This is a genomic window from Streptomyces sp. NPDC032721, assembly GCF_055579625.1.
The window spans coordinates 49,644-64,786 of record NZ_JBVIMX010000003.1 but is presented as its reverse complement, the minus strand read 5'-3'; the positions used below and the strand labels follow the sequence as shown (position 1 = coordinate 64,786).

11 protein-coding genes are annotated in these 15,143 nt (G+C 70.7%); 4 read left to right on the top strand and 7 right to left on the bottom strand.

Translation table 11 applies throughout. The annotated features are described in order from the left end of the window. Nucleotides 1-46 precede the first annotated feature (46 nt). Nucleotides 47-2,026 (top strand): glycoside hydrolase family 31 protein, encoded by a 1,980-nt coding sequence (locus tag ACZ5PB_RS08500; protein WP_468689021.1) that lies wholly within the window; start codon nucleotides 47-49, stop codon nucleotides 2,024-2,026. Nucleotides 2,027-2,158: 132 nt separating this feature from the next. Further along, nucleotides 2,159-3,673 carry an arabinosylfuranosidase ArfA gene (gene arfA, locus ACZ5PB_RS08495; RefSeq protein WP_468689019.1) on the top strand — a complete coding sequence of 505 codons (1,515 nt, stop codon included), beginning with the start codon at nucleotides 2,159-2,161 and terminating at the stop codon, nucleotides 3,671-3,673. A 29-nt stretch (nucleotides 3,674-3,702) separates the two neighbouring features. Here the strand turns inward: arfA and ACZ5PB_RS08490 are convergent, their stop codons facing one another. The 3 genes from ACZ5PB_RS08490 to ACZ5PB_RS08480 all read right to left on the bottom strand — a co-directional run bounded on the left by ACZ5PB_RS08490 (nucleotide 3,703) and on the right by ACZ5PB_RS08480 (nucleotide 5,767). After that, complete coding sequence (locus ACZ5PB_RS08490) at nucleotides 3,703-4,026, bottom strand: hypothetical protein (RefSeq protein ID WP_468689018.1); 324 nt, start codon at nucleotides 4,024-4,026, stop codon at nucleotides 3,703-3,705. After that, nucleotides 4,023-4,802: a phytanoyl-CoA dioxygenase family protein gene (locus ACZ5PB_RS08485; RefSeq protein ID WP_468689553.1), complete on the bottom strand. Its 780-nt coding sequence runs from the start codon at nucleotides 4,800-4,802 to the stop codon at nucleotides 4,023-4,025. Before ACZ5PB_RS08485 ends, ACZ5PB_RS08490 begins: the two co-directional genes overlap by 4 nt. A 134-nt stretch (nucleotides 4,803-4,936) precedes the next feature. Beyond that, on the bottom strand, nucleotides 4,937-5,767 hold the full coding sequence (locus ACZ5PB_RS08480) for a helix-turn-helix transcriptional regulator (protein WP_468689016.1): 831 nt from the start codon (nucleotides 5,765-5,767) through the stop codon (nucleotides 4,937-4,939). 298 nt (nucleotides 5,768-6,065) lie between these two features. On the opposite strand from ACZ5PB_RS08480, the gene ACZ5PB_RS08475 reads away from it, so the two are divergent. Further along, nucleotides 6,066-8,054, top strand: a complete 1,989-nt coding sequence (locus tag ACZ5PB_RS08475) for a beta-galactosidase (RefSeq protein ID WP_468689015.1) — start codon at nucleotides 6,066-6,068, stop codon at nucleotides 8,052-8,054. A gap of 13 nt (nucleotides 8,055-8,067) precedes the next feature. Beyond that, a complete protein-coding gene (locus ACZ5PB_RS08470; RefSeq protein WP_468689013.1) occupies nucleotides 8,068-10,200 on the top strand; it encodes a glycoside hydrolase family 36 protein in 2,133 nt (710 codons plus the stop codon). A 75-nt stretch (nucleotides 10,201-10,275) separates the two neighbouring features. Here ACZ5PB_RS08470 and yjfF read toward each other — a convergent pair whose 3' ends face one another. The 4 genes from yjfF to ACZ5PB_RS08450 form a co-directional block, all read right to left on the bottom strand. Continuing rightward, the gene (yjfF, locus tag ACZ5PB_RS08465; RefSeq protein WP_468689012.1) at nucleotides 10,276-11,298 is read right to left on the bottom strand and encodes a galactofuranose ABC transporter, permease protein YjfF; all 1,023 of its coding nucleotides are present in this window, start codon (nucleotides 11,296-11,298) and stop codon (nucleotides 10,276-10,278) included. Next, nucleotides 11,298-12,389 (bottom strand): ABC transporter permease, encoded by a 1,092-nt coding sequence (locus tag ACZ5PB_RS08460; protein ID WP_468689011.1) that lies wholly within the window; start codon nucleotides 12,387-12,389, stop codon nucleotides 11,298-11,300. Before ACZ5PB_RS08460 ends, yjfF begins: the two co-directional genes overlap by 1 nt. Then, a complete protein-coding gene (locus ACZ5PB_RS08455; protein WP_468689009.1) occupies nucleotides 12,386-13,924 on the bottom strand; it encodes a sugar ABC transporter ATP-binding protein in 1,539 nt (512 codons plus the stop codon). The genes ACZ5PB_RS08460 and ACZ5PB_RS08455 overlap by 4 nt, the downstream gene beginning before the upstream one ends. A gap of 198 nt (nucleotides 13,925-14,122) precedes the next feature. Beyond that, complete coding sequence (locus ACZ5PB_RS08450; protein ID WP_468689007.1) at nucleotides 14,123-15,133, bottom strand: ABC transporter substrate-binding protein; 1,011 nt, start codon at nucleotides 15,131-15,133, stop codon at nucleotides 14,123-14,125. Between the last annotated feature and the right edge of the window lie 10 nt (nucleotides 15,134-15,143).

The following is a 15,143-nucleotide window of genomic DNA, read 5'->3' as shown; positions in this document are numbered from 1 at the left end:
GATCGGAAAGACAAGACCGCCAGTCGAGCAGAACAGAGGAAGCCCCTTGCCGTACACCATCCGTGCCGGCGCTCTGGAACGCCGCACAGCCACCGAGGTCCTCCGCGTCGAGCCCTGGGGTCCGCACGCGGTCCGTGTGCGCGCCGCTCCGGGTTCCATCGATCCCGCCGCCCCCGGCGCGCTGGAGGACCCCCCGCCCGCACCTCCCACCGAGATCTCCGTGGCCGACGACGGCTCCGCCCGTCTGGTCAACGGCCGCCTCGCTGTGGAGGCTTCGGCGGACGGGCGCCTGCGCTTCCTGGACGCCGCGTCGGGCCGCGAGCTGCTCGCCGAGAAGACCCCGTACGCCCACCACGAGGGCCCCCGCGTGCACGCGGGCGACGGCCGTACGGAACAGCACTTCGAGGGGTACGACGGCGAACGGCTGCACGGCCTGGGTCAGCACCTGCACGGCCGCCTGGACCAGAAGGGCTGTGTGATCGACCTCGTCCAGCGCAACACCGTCGCCGCAATCCCCTTCCTGCACTCCTCGCGCGGCTACGGCCTGCTGTGGAACAACCCCGCCACCGGCCGCGTCGAACTGGGCGCCGACACGACCCGCTGGACCGCCGACGGCGGCGGACGCATCGACTACTGGGTCACCGTGGGCGACACCCCGGCCCGGATCCTCGACGCGTACACCCTGGTCACCGGACGTCCGCCCCTCCTGCCCGAGTGGGCGTCCGGCTTCTGGCAGTCGAAGCTGCGCTACCGAACCCAGGACGAACTCCTCTCGGTGGCCCGGCAGTACAAGGAGCGCGGGCTGCCGCTCTCCGTCATCGTCTGCGACTTCTTCCACTGGCCCGCCCACGGGGACTGGCGTTTCGAGGGGAGCGAGTGGCCCGACCCCGCCGGGATGGTGAAGGAGCTGACCGCGCTCGGGGTGCGGCTCGCGGTCTCGGTGTGGCCGACGGTCGAGCCCGGCAGTGACTCGTACGACGAACTGTCCGCGTCCGGGCACCTCGTCCAGGACGCGGACGGGGGCCTCCTCACCTCCCACTGGCCGTCACGCAGCACCGAGGAGCCGATGCGCCCGATGGCGTACTACGACGCCACTCACCCCGGAGCACGTACCGCGCTGTGGCAGCGGCTGAGCGACAACTACCTTGCCCACGGCGTGAGTTGCTTCTGGCTGGACGCCTGTGAACCCGATCTGGGCCGGGAGGCCGCAGAGCGCGCCGTGTACGCGGCCGGACCGGCCGCCGAGGCCGCGCACCTCTACCCCGTACTGCACGCCCGTGCGGTCGCCGATGGCCTGGCCTCGGCGGGCGACGACCGGCCGCTGTCCCTGGTGCGCTCGGCGTGGGCGGGCAGCCAGAAGTACGGGGCCGCGCTGTGGTCCGGCGACATCCCGCCCACCTTCGACTCGCTGTCGCGCCAGATCAGGGCCGGGCTGAACGTCGCGATGAGCGGCATCTGCTGGTGGAACACCGACATCGGCGGCTTCTCGGGCGGCGACCCGGACGACCCCGCCTACCGCGAACTGCTGATCCGCTGGTTCCAGTACGGCACCTTCAGCCCCTTGATGCGCCTGCACGGCGAGCGCGAGCCCCACCATCCCGCGTTCTCCACGGACATGACCGGCGGACCGAACGAGGTCTGGTCCTACGGCGAAGAGGCCTACGGCATCCTCCGGGAACACCTGCTCCTGCGCGAACGGCTGCGCCCGTATCTGCACGGGCTGTCCGAGGCCGCCCACCGCACCGGCGCCCCGCCGATGCGCCCGCTGTTCTTCGCCTTCCCCGACGACGAACGCGCGTGGGACGTGGAAGACCAGTTCCTGCTCGGCCCCGATGTCCTGGTGGCACCGGTCCACGAGGCGGGAGCGCGCAGCCGCCGGGTCTACCTGCCGTACGGGGCGCGCTGGCTCGACCCGTTCTCCGGGAGGGTGGAAGAGGGCGGAACGACACTCGACGCCGATGCTCCGCTGGAGCGCATACCCGTCTTCGTCCGCGAGGGGGCGGAGGTCGCGGCGCTCTTCCACTGACGGGGGAACGTCGAGTCCCGTCGCGGCGTACGGCACCCCGGCTGATGACCGCCGTCGTCCTCGCGGGCCCGCCCCCTCACCACCCGCCCCCGCACCACCCAGCCCCCCACAACCCACCTGAAAGGCACCGTCATGTCGCGCCCCGCCCGCTTCACCCTCGACCCCGCCTTCACCGTCGGCACCGTCGACCCCCGCCTCTTCGGCTCCTTCGTGGAGCACCTCGGCCGCTGCGTCTACACCGGCATCTACGAACCCGGCCACCCCACCGCCGACGAGGCCGGACTCCGCACGGACGTCCTCGACCTCGTCCGCGAGCTCGGTACCACCGCCATCCGCTACCCCGGCGGCAACTTCGTCTCCGGCTACAAATGGGAGGACAGCGTCGGCCCCGCCGACGAACGCCCCCGCCGCCTCGACCTCGCCTGGCGCTCCACCGAGACCAACCGCTTCGGCCTCAGCGAGTACATCGACTTCCTGCGCAAGGTCGGCCCGCAGGCCGAGCCCATGATGGCCGTCAACCTCGGCACCCGAGGCGTCGCCGAAGCCCTCGAACTCCAGGAGTACGCCAACCACCCCGCCGGCACCGAACTCTCCGACCGCCGCATCGCCCACGGCGACAAGGAGCCCTTCGGCATCCGCCTGTGGTGCCTGGGCAACGAGCTGGACGGCCCCTGGCAGACCGGCCACAAGACCGCCGAGGAGTACGGCCGCCTCGCCGCCGAAACCGCCCGCGCCATGCGGCAGATGGACCCGGGCGTCGAGCTCGTGGCGTGCGGGAGTTCGGGCCGGGCGATGGACACCTTCGCCGCGTGGGAGGCGACCGTCCTCAGCGAGACGTACGACCTGGTCGACCACATCTCCCTGCACGCCTACTACGAGGAGGTCGACGGCGACCGCGACTCCTTCCTCGCTTCCGCCGTCGACATGGAGACCTTCATCGAGGCCGTCGTCGCGACCTGCGACCACGTCGGCGCCCGCCTCAAGTCGTCGAAGAAGATCAACCTCTCCTTCGACGAGTGGAACGTCTGGTACATGAGCCGCTCCTCCGAGGAAGCCGCCGCCGCCCCGCTCGACTGGCCCGAGGCGCCGCGCCTGCTCGAAGACAGCTACTCGGTCACCGACGCCGTCGTCGTCGGGTCGCTGATGATCGCCCTGCTCCGGCACGCCGACCGGGTGTCCATCGCCTGCCTCGCCCAGCTCGTCAACGTCATCGCCCCGATCATGACCGAGCCCGGCGGCCCCGCCTGGCGGCAGACCACCTTCTTCCCCTTCGCCCAGGCCGCCAAGTACGGGCGCGGCCAGGTCCTGGACGTACGGCCCGACTCGCCCACGTACGCGACGAAGAAGCACGGGGAGGTGCCGCTGCTGCACGCGACGGCGGTGCGCGCACAGGACGGGTCGGTGACCGTCTTCGCGGTGAACCGCAGCCAGACCGAGCCTCTGCCGCTGGACATCGCCCTGCACGCCATGGAGTTGAGCGAGGTCGTCGAGCACAGCGTCCTCGCCGACGAGGACCCCGACGCGCGCAACACCCTCGCCGACCCCGAACGCGTCGGCCCGCACCCCGCCGCCGGCACCCGCCTCACGGACGGCGTGCTGAGTGCGGTACTGGAACCGCTGTCCTGGAACGTCGTCCGACTGGCCTGAACTCGGCCACCGGCAGGCTGTGCCTGCTCCTACGCCCGGACGTCCACGAGCTGCTCGAAGAGGAACTCGTGCTTGAGGAAGGAGACGCCGTACTCGTCGCCCGCCCCGGGAGGGATCAGCTGAGCGGCCTGGATCAGCCGCCAGCCGTCGAGAAGGGCCGCCACGCCGGATTCGTACGGCGGCTCGTCGCTGTCGCCCGTGGTCGGGAAGGTGCGGCCGGTGCCGTCGTAACGGGACCAGCCGACGACCGGGGAGTCCAGGGCCGAAGTGGACAGGTAGAGCACCAGGACCCGTTGCCTCAGCACCGGGGTGCTGCCCGTCCGGGGGGCGGAGTCCGTCGTGTCGATGGTCATGCGGTCCTCGCCTCGGGGCGGTTGGAGACCCTGGTCACCCAGTGGTCGATGTCGAATCCGTCGTCGCCGGTCAGTTCGCGCCACAGCAGGACGCGGTGGTACCGCTCCAGGCGGCCAGTGGCTTGCTCGTACCACGGGAAGTGCGCGTCGAGTTCGGCGTGCACCTGTGGGTCGTGCAGGTCGGCGAGGTCCCACAGGAGGCGCTGGCGCACCATCGGATTGAAGCGGATCTTGAACATGTAGCGCCGGCTGTCGCTGTCGTTGCGGCGGCCCCCGTGCCAGAGCCCGTGGTGCAGGAACACCACCGTGCCGGCCGGGCAGACCAACCGGTCCTGGCCGCGCAGGTTCTGGTACCGGCCGGTGTCGGTCTCGTTGGTCCGCCGCAGATGGCTCCCGGGGACGCTCAGGGTGCCGCCCATCTCCAGCGTCACCTGCTGCGGGTAGTACATCAGCTGGACGTCGAACGCGTCGGGCCGCACGTCGATGATGGCGTCCGCGTGCAAGGGCTGGGCGTCTCCCCCGCGGGGCTCGCGGATGTGCACGGCGTGGTGGTCCACCGTCGGCCCGGGGCCCACCAGGCTGTGCAAGGCCCCCGCCACCTGCGGCAGTTCGAGCAGTCTGCGGGGGAACGACCCCGGCGCGTAGGCCTGCGGCACCGGTGTCCCGTAGGGCACCGACGGCACTCCGTCCTCCAGTACCCGCAGGGCCTCGGCGTTCATCGCCGCCGGAACCACCGCGTCGAGGCGCAGCGATCCGCTCGCCACGAAGCGGGCCATCTGGACCGTGCTGAGCAGCGCGCCGCCCGGCGGGGTCGGCGCCCCGGTTCCTGTACGTGTCTCGGTCTCGGTATGTGTCATGGCGGACACGCTAGGAGCGGCCACCACCGGGGCGCGTGGGTCGGGCTCACCCTCTACTGGTCGATTTTCCCCACGGGGCGATGCATCGGGGTGCCGCGCTGTGCGGCCCTGACAGTGCGTGGGCAGGCCCCGAGCTCGCGGCGGCAGGCCTTGTTGAACGCCTGCAGATCGGGGATACCGACGGCGGCGGCCACCCGGGAGATGGAGAGCGTGCTCGCCCGCAGCAAATGCCCGGCCCGCTCCATCCTGCGGGTACGGATGTAGCCGACCACTGTTTCCCCCGTGGCGGCGCGGAAGAGACGGGTGAGGTGGTTGTGGGAGATGCCGGCCGCCTTCGCGATGTCGGGCACGGTGAGCGGCTCCGCGAGCCGCGCCTCGATCAGGGCCACCGCGGCGGCCACCGCGGGAGGGAAGACCTGTGCGTCCCCGTCCCGGGGTGGGGCCAGCTCGGCCACGTTCCACAGCGCGGCCCACACTTCGGCCGCCGCCCGCCCAGGGGTGTGCGGCCAGGCGGACAGCGCCTGGCGCAACTGGCCGTCGAGGACTGCGGCCCGGATGCCTGCGCGTTGAACCGTCGCCACCTCACGGGCGGCGCCCTGAGCACCGAGGCGCAGGTGGACGTAGAGGTGTTCGGAGCGGCCCCGGTACAGGTAGCGGACCGGCGTTCCGGGCGGCACGAGGCTGACGTGGCCGGGGCGAATCCGGTGTGCGACGCCACCCACGGTCAGGTCGGCCTCGTAGTCGTAGAGGTGGAACTGCCACATGTCCGGCAGTTGGAACTCGTCCACGTGCCCGGCCGGGCCGTGGACGCCGATACCGACCGCCGCGGGTTCGGGCGGACCGTCGAGGCGGACGAGAGCTGTCTGTACGGAGTGGGATGTCACCAGGTCTCCAAGGGGGAGCTTTGGCGAAGCGCTTCGACCTCGCTGTCCCCGTCGGCAATCTATCAAGTGCCCATCAGGGGAAGCATTATCCAGCGGAGGCTCTTGTCTTCTGCGGAATCCCTCCGTTAGCTTGCATCTGCTGGCGAAGCGCTTCGACACGGCGTCCCCGGCCGCGCAAGCGGCCGCACCGGCCCCTCTGCCGTCCGGCCGGGGTCCGGCGTCCTGGGCGGTACGTACTGCTGTCACCCGGCCCTGCAGATCACCGAGAAGCCGCTTGTCCCCCGACCGAGGAACCGTCATGACGACTCGCAGCATCACCGACCGCCTGGGCGGCCTGGCCTTCGGCGGGGACTACAACCCCGAGCAGTGGGACGAGCCGGTGTGGAAGGAGGACGACGAGCTCATGCGCCGGGCCAGGGTCAACCTGGCCACCGTGGGCGTCTTCTCCTGGGCACTGCTCGAACCCGAGGAAGGGCGTTACGACTTCGGCTGGCTCGACGCCCACATCGAGCGCCTGCACGCGAACGGCGTGGCCGTCGATCTCGCCACCCCGACGGCCTCACCGCCGCCCTGGTTCACCCTGGCCCACCCCGACGCACTGCCCGTCACGCCCGAGGGCACGCGCCTCACCCACGGCAGCCGCGACACCTACTGCCTCACCGCGCCCGCCTACCGGCGCGCGGCCCGCCGGATCGCCTCCGCCCTCGCCCAGCGGTACGGCGACCACCCCGCCCTCGCACTGTGGCACGTGCACAACGAGTACGGCACCCTCTGCCACTGCGACCACACGGCCGCCGCCTTCCGGGTGTGGCTGCGAGCACGCCACGGCTCGCTGGACGCCCTCAACGAGGCCTGGGGAACGGCGTTCTGGAGCCAGCACTACACGTCCTGGGAGCAGGTACTGCCGCCGCGCGCCTCGCAGTGGCACAGGAACCCCGGCCAGGCGCTGGACTTCCGCCGCTTCTGGTCCGCCGAGATCGTCGCCGCCTACCGCGAGCAGCGCGACGCGATCCGCGCGCACAGCGACCGGCCGGTGACGACCAATCTGATGCTCCCCGCCTACCAGAACGTGGACCTGTGGGCCCTCGCCGGTGAACTCGACGTCGTCACGTCCGACCAGTATCCGGCAGCACCCGGGCTGGACGCCGCGGCCGACGTCGCCGTCCACGCCGACCGCACCCGTTCCCTCGGCGGCGGCCGTCCCTGGCTTCTGATGGAGCAGGGCACCAACACCGTGTACGACGGCGGCCGCGTCCTCGGCAAGGAGCCCGGCGAGATCATGCGTCATTCCCTCGGCCACATCGCCCGCGGTTCGGAGGGTGCCCTGTTCTTCCAGTGGCGGCAGTCCCGGGCCGGCGCCGAAAGCTGGCACTCGGCGATGGTCCCGCACGCGGGTCCCGACAGCCGGATCTTCCGCGAGGTCACGCACCTGGGCGAGGCCGTCGCCCGGCTCGGCGAGCTGGCGGGGTCGACGGTCACCGCGTCGGTGGCCGTGCTCGACTCCCCGGACGCCTGGTGGGCACTGGGCGTCGACGGGCTGCCCTCCCCCCGCCTCGGCGACTACCACGGGGAACTCGTCCGGGCGCACCGCGCGCTGTGGGACGCGGGGTGCACCGTCGACTTCGCCCGCCCGGAGCACGAACTGGCGCGCTACCGGCTCGTCGTCGCCCCGGCCCTGTTCCTGCTGTCCGACGAGGGGGCCGAGAGCCTGCGCCGCTATGTGGACGGCGGCGGGACGCTTCTGGTCCAGCACGCGAGCGGCTTCGTCGACGACCGCATGCACGCCAGGCTCGGCGGCTATCCGGCCGCACCGCTGCGCGAGGCCCTGGGCATCCGCGTCGAGGAGTACCGGCCGCTGCGCGAGGACGAGCGGATCGTCCTGTCGGACGGTTCGCAGGGCACGGTCTGGAGCGAATTGCTGCGCACCGAGGGCGCGGAGACCCTCGCCACGTACACCCACGGCATGCTCACGGACGAGTCCGCCCTCACCCGGCACCGCTGGGGCAGCGGACATGGCTGGTATCTGTCCACCCGGCTGGACGACGTCGGTTACGCGGCGCTGGTCGGCCGTCTGCTGGCGGAGGCCGGTGTCGCACCGCAGGTGCCGGACCTGCCGGCCGGTGTCGAGGCCGTCACCCGCCGCTCCCCCGACGGACGGCGCTGGCAGGTCCTGCTCAACCACACCGCCGAGGCCGTCCCCCTGCCGGAGGCCGCGTACGACCTGCTCACCGACGCCCCCGTACGCGAACTGCCGGCCGGTGGTTGCGCGGTTCTGCGCGGGCACTGACCGGAAGGACACCATGCCCCGTCAAGAGACGACGAAGGGGCCAGAGATCTTCCTGTGGGGACACGACGCCCTCCACCTGGAGATCACCCTCGACGACGACGGCCCGCGCCTCACCCACATCGGTCAGCCCGGCGAGGCGCAGCCGAGCCCCAATGCGTCCCTGCCCCTGGTGGAGGTGACGGCCACGGGGCACGGCCGCGGCTGGTCGGGAAACCGTCTGGTGGGCACCGACCTCGGCGGGCGGCTGCGGTACGGAGGTCACCGCGCGAGCCGTGACGGCGACTGGCACGTGCTGAGCCTGCTGCTTCGCGAGCCGCGAACCGGGCTGGTCGCGGAGGTGACGTACCGGTCGCCGGACGGCGTTCCCGTGCTCCGCAGCGAGGTGACCCTGCGCAACGAAGGCCGGGCCGCGCTGAACCTGGAGTCGGTCAGCTCGCTCGCGGCGGGGTGCCTGGTCCCGCGGTCCCCGACGGCCGTCGACGACCTGGACCTGCTGTGGGCGGAGAACGACTGGACGGCCGAATGCCGTTGGCAGCGGAAACCGATGCGTCCGAGCCAACCGAACCTCGGTGGACGTGTGAGCCTGGCGCACGGCAAGGCCGGATTCGCTCTGCACGGGCAGGGCACCTGGTCCAGTTGCGGGCATCTCCCCATGGGCGGTCTGACGGACCGGCGCACCGGTCGCACCTGGCTGTGGCAGATCGAACACAACGGCGGGGGCTGGCGCTGGGAGTGCCAGGAGAACCAGCGGGCGGTCTACGCCGCGCTGTTCGGCCCCACCGACCTCCTGCACGGCTGGCGCCACCCCCTCGAACCCGGCGCCGAATTCCATGCCGTGCCCGCCGCCCTGTCCTTCAGCGCCGACGGCGGCCCGGACGACGCGTTCGCCGCGCTGACCCGCTACCGCCGCGTCCAGCGCCGCCCGCACACCGACCACCAGCGGCTGCCCGTCGTCTTCAACGACTACATGAACTGCCTGATGGGCGACCCCACGACCGAAAGCCTGCTGCCGCACATCGAGGCCGCGGCCGAAGCGGGCGCGGAGTACTTCGTCATCGACGCGGGCTGGTACGACGACGAGAACGGCGGCTGGTGGGACACCGTCGGCGCCTGGGAGGCGGCCGCCTCCCGGTTCCCCGGGGAGCGTGGCCTCCACGAGGTGCTGGACCGCATCCGGGCGAGGGGCATGGTTCCCGGCCTGTGGCTGGAGCCGGAGATGGTCGGAGTGCGCAGCCCGATGGCCAAGTCCCTGCCCGACGAGGCGTTCTTCCGCCGCGACGGCGTCCGCGTCACGGAGGCCGGCCGGCATCATCTGGACCTGCGCCATCCGGCCGCCCGCGCCCACCTGGACGAGGTCGTGGACCGCCTCGTCGGCGAGTGGGGCGTCGGGTACCTCAAGCTCGACCACAACGTCGACCCCGGTTCCGGCACCAGCTCCCACCCCGGTGAGACTCCGGGCGCGGGCCTGCTCGGCCACAACCGGGCGCAGCTCGACTGGCTCGACGGCGTCCTCGACCGGTACCCGCACCTGGTCCTGGAGAACTGCTCCTCCGGCGGGATGCGCTGGGACGACGCCCTGCTGTCCCGGATGCAGTTGCAGTCCACCAGCGATCAGCAGAACCTCCACCGCTACGCCCCCATCGCGGCTTCCGCGCCCACCGCCGTCAACCCCGAACAGGGGGCGGTGTGGGCGTACCCCCAGCCGGAGGACTCCCTCGACGAGGTGGCCTTCACCATGGCCAACGCACTCCTTGGGCGCATCCATCTCTCCGGCCGCCTTCCCGAACTGGACGCGCGGGCGCGGGCGTTGGTCCACGAAGCAGTGGCGGTGTACAAGTCCCTCCGCGACGACCTGCCGCACGCCGTGCCGTCCTGGCCGCTGGGCCTGCCCGGCTGGGAAGACCCCTGGGTCGCACTGGCCCTGCGCACCCCCGCCATCACCTACCTCACGGCCTGGCGCCGTCCCGGAACCGATGCCACGGCAACGCTCCGCCTGCCGCACCTGAGAGGCGCCCCCGCCCGGGTCGACCTGCTCTACCCCTCGGCCAGCCGGGCCGCTTGCGTCTGGACACCCGGCCGGGCCGAGCTGAGCCTGACCCTGCCGACCGCGCCGTCCGCCGTCCTGCTCCGCCTCACGGCTCCCTGAACCGCCACCGCGGGGCCCACCCGGGGCCGCCTGACCGGGTGGTCCGCGTCGACGGCCCCGTCGCGGTCGGCCCGCTCAGGTTTTCCGACGGGCCGTCATCGCCCGCTGGATCAGGATGAACGCACACAGCAGCACACCTGTCGCGATCTTCGTCCACCACGAGCTGAGCGTGCCTTCGAACTGGATGAGGCTCTTGATCAGGCCGAGGACGAGGACACCGAACAGGGTGCCGATCACATAGCCCGAGCCTCCCGTCAGGAGCGTGCCTCCGATGACGACCGCGGCGATCGCGTCGAGTTCCATGCCGGTGGCGTGCAGCGGGTCACCGGACTGGATGTAGAGGGTGAAGAGAAGTCCGGCGAGCGCCGAGCAGAAACCGCTGATCGTGTAGACGGCGATCTTCGTGCCGCCCTGTGGAAGCCCCATGAGGTGGGCCGACTGCTCGTTGCCGCCGATGGCGTACACCCGGCGTCCGAGCCGGGTGCAGTGCAGGACGTAGCAGGCGGCCGCGAGGACCGCCAGCGCGACGAGGGCCCCGATGGACAGGAAGGCCCCGCCCAGTGACACCTGTGTCTGGGCCATGCTGCTCACGGAGGCGTCACCGATGGAGATGGACTCCTTGCTGATGACCAGGCACAGGCCCCGGAAGAGGAAGAGGCCGGCGAGGGTCACGATGAAGGGCTGGATCTCGAAGTGGTGGATCACATAGCCCATCAGGTAGCCGCCGAGTGCGCCCACGGCGAGCGCCAGGGGGATGACGGCCACGATCGGCAGGCCCTGACGCTCCACCAGCCACGCCGTGAACATGGTGGTGAAACCGATGACGGAGCCGACGGAGAGGTCGATGCCGCCGGAGAGGATGACGAAGGTGGCGCCGACCGCCGCGACCAGCAGATAGCTGTTGTCGATGAGCAGGTTGAGGAAGACCTGCGCCTCGCCGAACCCGTAGTTCTGGTACCGGCTCAGACCGGCGGCGTACATCACGACGAAGAGTCCGGCCGTCACCAGGACGGGCAGCCTCCGGTCGGCGAGGACCCGCCGGATCCTGCTCTTCGTACGGCTGTCCGCCGCCGTGGGCCTCTGGGTGGTCGTGCTCATCACGACACCTCCATCTTGGGAGCGGCCTCGGCCGTCGGGGCGGTGTCCGCGGGGGCCGGTGCCGCGGCCCGCTTGGCGGCGCCCTTCGCGCCGAACGCCCGGGCGCGGAACTTCGGGGACTGCATCAGGCAGACGATGATGACGACGGCGGCCTTGAAGACGAGGTTGGTCTGGGTCGGTACGCCGATGGTGTAGATCGTGGTGGTCAGGGTCTGGATGACGAGGGCACCGACGACCGTGCCGCCGATGGAGAACCGGCCGCCGAGCAGCGACGTACCGCCGATGACCACGGCGAGGATGGCGTCGAGCTCGATCCACAGCCCGGCGTTGTTGCCGTCCGCCGCCGAGGTGTTGGAGCTGATCATGAGGCCCGCGACGCCGGCGCACAGCGCGCAGAACACATAGGCCATGATCTTGATGCGCGCGGACCGGATTCCCACCAGGCGGCTGGCCTCGGCGTTGCCGCCGACGGACTCCACGAGCAGGCCGAGGGCGGTGCGCCGGGTCAGCGCGACGGTGACGGCCACGACGGCGGCCACCACGAAGAGGGAGAAGGGGAGGGTCAGCCAGTAGCCTCCGCCGATCAGCTTGTACGGCTCGCTGCTGACGGTGATGATCTGCCCGTCGGTGATCAGCTGGGCGACACCGCGCCCGGCGACCATGATGATCAGCGTGGCGATGATCGGCTGGATGCCCATCCTGGCGACCAGGAAACCGTTCCACAGACCGCAGACGACCGCGGCCACCAGGCCGATGGCCAGGGCCGTGAACACCCCGGACAGGGCACTCTGGTCGGCCTGCCCGCTGAGGTACGAACAGGTCAGGGCACCGGTGATGGCGACGACGGCGCCGACGGAGAGGTCGATGCCACCGGTGGCGATGACGAGGGTCATGCCGACCGCCACCAGGATGAGGGGCGATCCGAACAGCACGATCGAGACGAGGCTGCCGTAGAGGTGGCCGTCGGTCACCTTGATCGAGAAGAAGTCGGGGGTGAAGGGAACGTTGACGAGCAGCAGGACGACCAGCACGGCAACCGGCCAGAACAGGTGATGGTGCGTCCATGCCCGCCATCGGGGAGTGGTGGTCACTGGTGCTCTCCGCTCGCGATGGTCTCCAGGACCCGGGTGGGAGTGATCTCCGGCCCGTTGGCGAGCCGCGCCACCAGCCTGCGGTCGCGCAGCACTCCGATGGTGTGGCTGAGCCTCAGGACCTCTTCCAGCTCGGCCGCGATGTACAGCACGGCCATGCCCTCCTCCGAGAGCGAGACCACGAGTTTCTGGATCTCGGCCTTGGCCCCGACGTCGATACCGCGCGTGGGCTCGTCCAGGATCAGCAGCTTGGGCCGGGTGATCAGCCAGCGGGCGAGCAGCACCTTCTGCTGGTTCCCGCCGCTGAGTTGGCCGACCCTCGCCTCCGGGTCGGCGGGGCGGATGTCCAGGGCCGCGATGTACTGGGCGACGAGTTCGTCGCGTTGGGCGATGGGGATGGGGCGGGTCCAGCCGCGCGCGGCTTGCAGGGCGAGGATGATGTTCTCCCGCACCGTCAGGTCCGGCACCAGGCCCTCGGTCTTGCGGTTCTCCGAGCAGAAGGCGACTCCGGCGCCGATCGCGTCGCCCGGGACCTTCATCGGGACCTGCTTGCCGCCGATGGACACCGTGCCGCTGTCGGGCTGGTCGGCGCCGAAGAGCAGCCGGGCGAGTTCGGTGCGGCCCGAGCCGAGCAGTCCGGCGAGTCCGACGACCTCGCCCTTCTTGATCTCCAGGTCGAACGGGGCGATACCGCCGGCCCTGCCCACGCCGTCCGCCCTCAGCAGCGACTCACCCACGTCGGCGTGGAGTTGGTGGTCGTGGAGTTCGTCGAGCTGGCCCAGGGTCTTGCCGATCATCAGCTGGACGAGGCCGACCTGGTCGAGGTCGCGGACCAGGTGTTCGCCGACGAGGGTGCCGTTGCGCAGGACGGTCATCCGGTCGCAGACCTCGTATATCTGGTCGAGGAAGTGCGAGACGAACAGGATCGCGACGCCCTCTTCCTTCAACCGCCGCATCAGGGCGAAGAGTTCGAGGACCTCGTCGCGGTCGAGGCTGGAGGTCGGCTCGTCGAGGATGAGCACCTTGGTGCCCGCTCCCCGGCCGTCGGCGCTCCCGGTGCCCACCGACCGTACGATCGCCACCAGTTGCTGCACGGCCAGCGGGTACGAGGACAGCGGAGCGGTGACGTCGATGTCGAGGCCGAGCCGGTCGACCAGCTCGGCCGCCTCGCGGCGCAGCCTCTTCCACTGGATGCGGCCGAAGCGTGTCGGCTCGCGTCCGATGCAGACGTTCTCCGCCACCGAAAGGTTGGGGCAGAGGTTGACCTCCTGGTAGACCGTGCTGACGCCCGCGTGCTGCGCCTGTGCCGGGCCGGCGAACCGTACGGACTCGCCGCTCAGGGTGATGGTGCCGCCGTCCAGGGGGTGGACGCCGGTCAGCACCTTGATGAGAGTGGACTTCCCCGCGCCGTTCTCGCCGAGCAGGGCGTGGATCTCGCCGGGGAAGAGCCGGAAGTCGACACCCGACAGAGCTCGCACCCCCGGAAATTCTTTGACTATGCCCGTCATCTCCAGGACAGGCTGCGGCTCTGCCATGGCAGCGCTCCTCGTGGATTCGGTCAGGCCCGCGGGGAACCTCCTGAGCGGCCCTCCGGGCGGAGGGGCGGAGGGCGGTGGTTCCCTGCCGGTGCCTGCGGTTGGTCAGTACGTACGGATGTACGGGTGGTCGGCCCGCACGGGTGCCGGCCCGCACGGATATCGGCCCGCGCGGGTATCGGCCCGCAAGGGTGTCGATCAGTACTTGCGGCCGGGGAGGGCTTCCTTGGCCTGGTCCTGCATGAAGTCGCCCTCCTTGGTCTTGATCCAGCGCTCGACCTGCTCGCCGTTCTTGACCTTCTTCACGACCTCCATCAGCTGGGGGCCGAGCAGCGGGTTGCACTCGACAATGGCGTTGATCTTGCCCTCGGCCATGGCGGCGAAGCCGTCCTTCACGCCGTCGACCGTGACGATCAGGATGTCCTTGCCGGGCTTCTTGCCCGCCGCCTCGATGGCCTGGATGGCGCCGATGCCCATGTCGTCGTTGTGCGCGAACAGGACGTCGATGTCCGGGTTGGACTGCAGGAAGGCCGCCATGACCTGCTTGCCTCCGGCGCGGGTGAAGTCACCGGTCTGGCTGACGACGATCTTCCAGTCGTCCTTGTGCTCGGCGTCCATGACCTCCTTGAAGCCCTTGGCGCGCTCGATCGCGGGGGCGGCACCGGTCGTGCCCTCCAGCTGGGCGATCTTCACGGGTCCCTTGTGGCCCGCCTTTTCGAGGACCTTCTGAAGGATCTTGGCCGCGCGGCGGCCCTCGTCCGTGAAGTCGGAACCGACCAGCGTCACGAACAGGGAGTCGTCGGACGTCTCGACGGAACGGTCGGTGAGGACGACCGGGATCTTCTTGGCCTTGGCCTCCTTCAGAACCGCGTCCCAGCCGGTGACGACCACCGGCGAGAAGGCGATGACGTCCACCTTCTGGGCGATGAAGCTGCGGATCGCGGATATCTGGTTCTCCTGCTTCTGCTGCGCGTCGGAGAACTTGAGCTGGTAACCCGCCTCCTGCGCCGACGACTTCACCGAGTCGGTGTTGGCGGAACGCCAGCCGCTCTCCGAGCCGACCTGGGAGAAGCCGAGGGTGAGCTTCTTGCCACCGCCGCTGCCGCCGTCGGAGCCCGATGCGCTGTCGTCCTGCTTGGCACAGGCCGTGAGGGCACCCGCGGCCGCCGCGCCGATCGCCGCAGTGAGGAAGTTCCTTCGGTTGAGCATGGTCTTCTCC

Excerpts from the sequence above, each read along its gene's own strand:
- ACZ5PB_RS08470 (WP_468689013.1), top strand. The coding sequence starts at position 8,068 with ATGCCCCGTCAAGAGACGACGAAGGGGCCAGAGATCTTCCTGTGGGGA.
- arfA (WP_468689019.1), top strand. The coding sequence starts at position 2,159 with ATGTCGCGCCCCGCCCGCTTCACCCTCGACCCCGCCTTCACCGTCGGC.
- ACZ5PB_RS08455 (WP_468689009.1), bottom strand. The coding sequence starts at position 13,924 with ATGGCAGAGCCGCAGCCTGTCCTGGAGATGACGGGCATAGTCAAAGAA.
- ACZ5PB_RS08490 (WP_468689018.1), bottom strand. The coding sequence starts at position 4,026 with ATGACCATCGACACGACGGACTCCGCCCCCCGGACGGGCAGCACCCCG.
- ACZ5PB_RS08485 (WP_468689553.1), bottom strand. The coding sequence starts at position 4,802 with ATGGCCCGCTTCGTGGCGAGCGGATCGCTGCGCCTCGACGCGGTGGTT.
- yjfF (WP_468689012.1), bottom strand. The coding sequence starts at position 11,298 with ATGAGCACGACCACCCAGAGGCCCACGGCGGCGGACAGCCGTACGAAG.
- ACZ5PB_RS08475 (WP_468689015.1), top strand. The coding sequence starts at position 6,066 with ATGACGACTCGCAGCATCACCGACCGCCTGGGCGGCCTGGCCTTCGGC.
- ACZ5PB_RS08450 (WP_468689007.1), bottom strand. The coding sequence starts at position 15,133 with ATGCTCAACCGAAGGAACTTCCTCACTGCGGCGATCGGCGCGGCGGCC.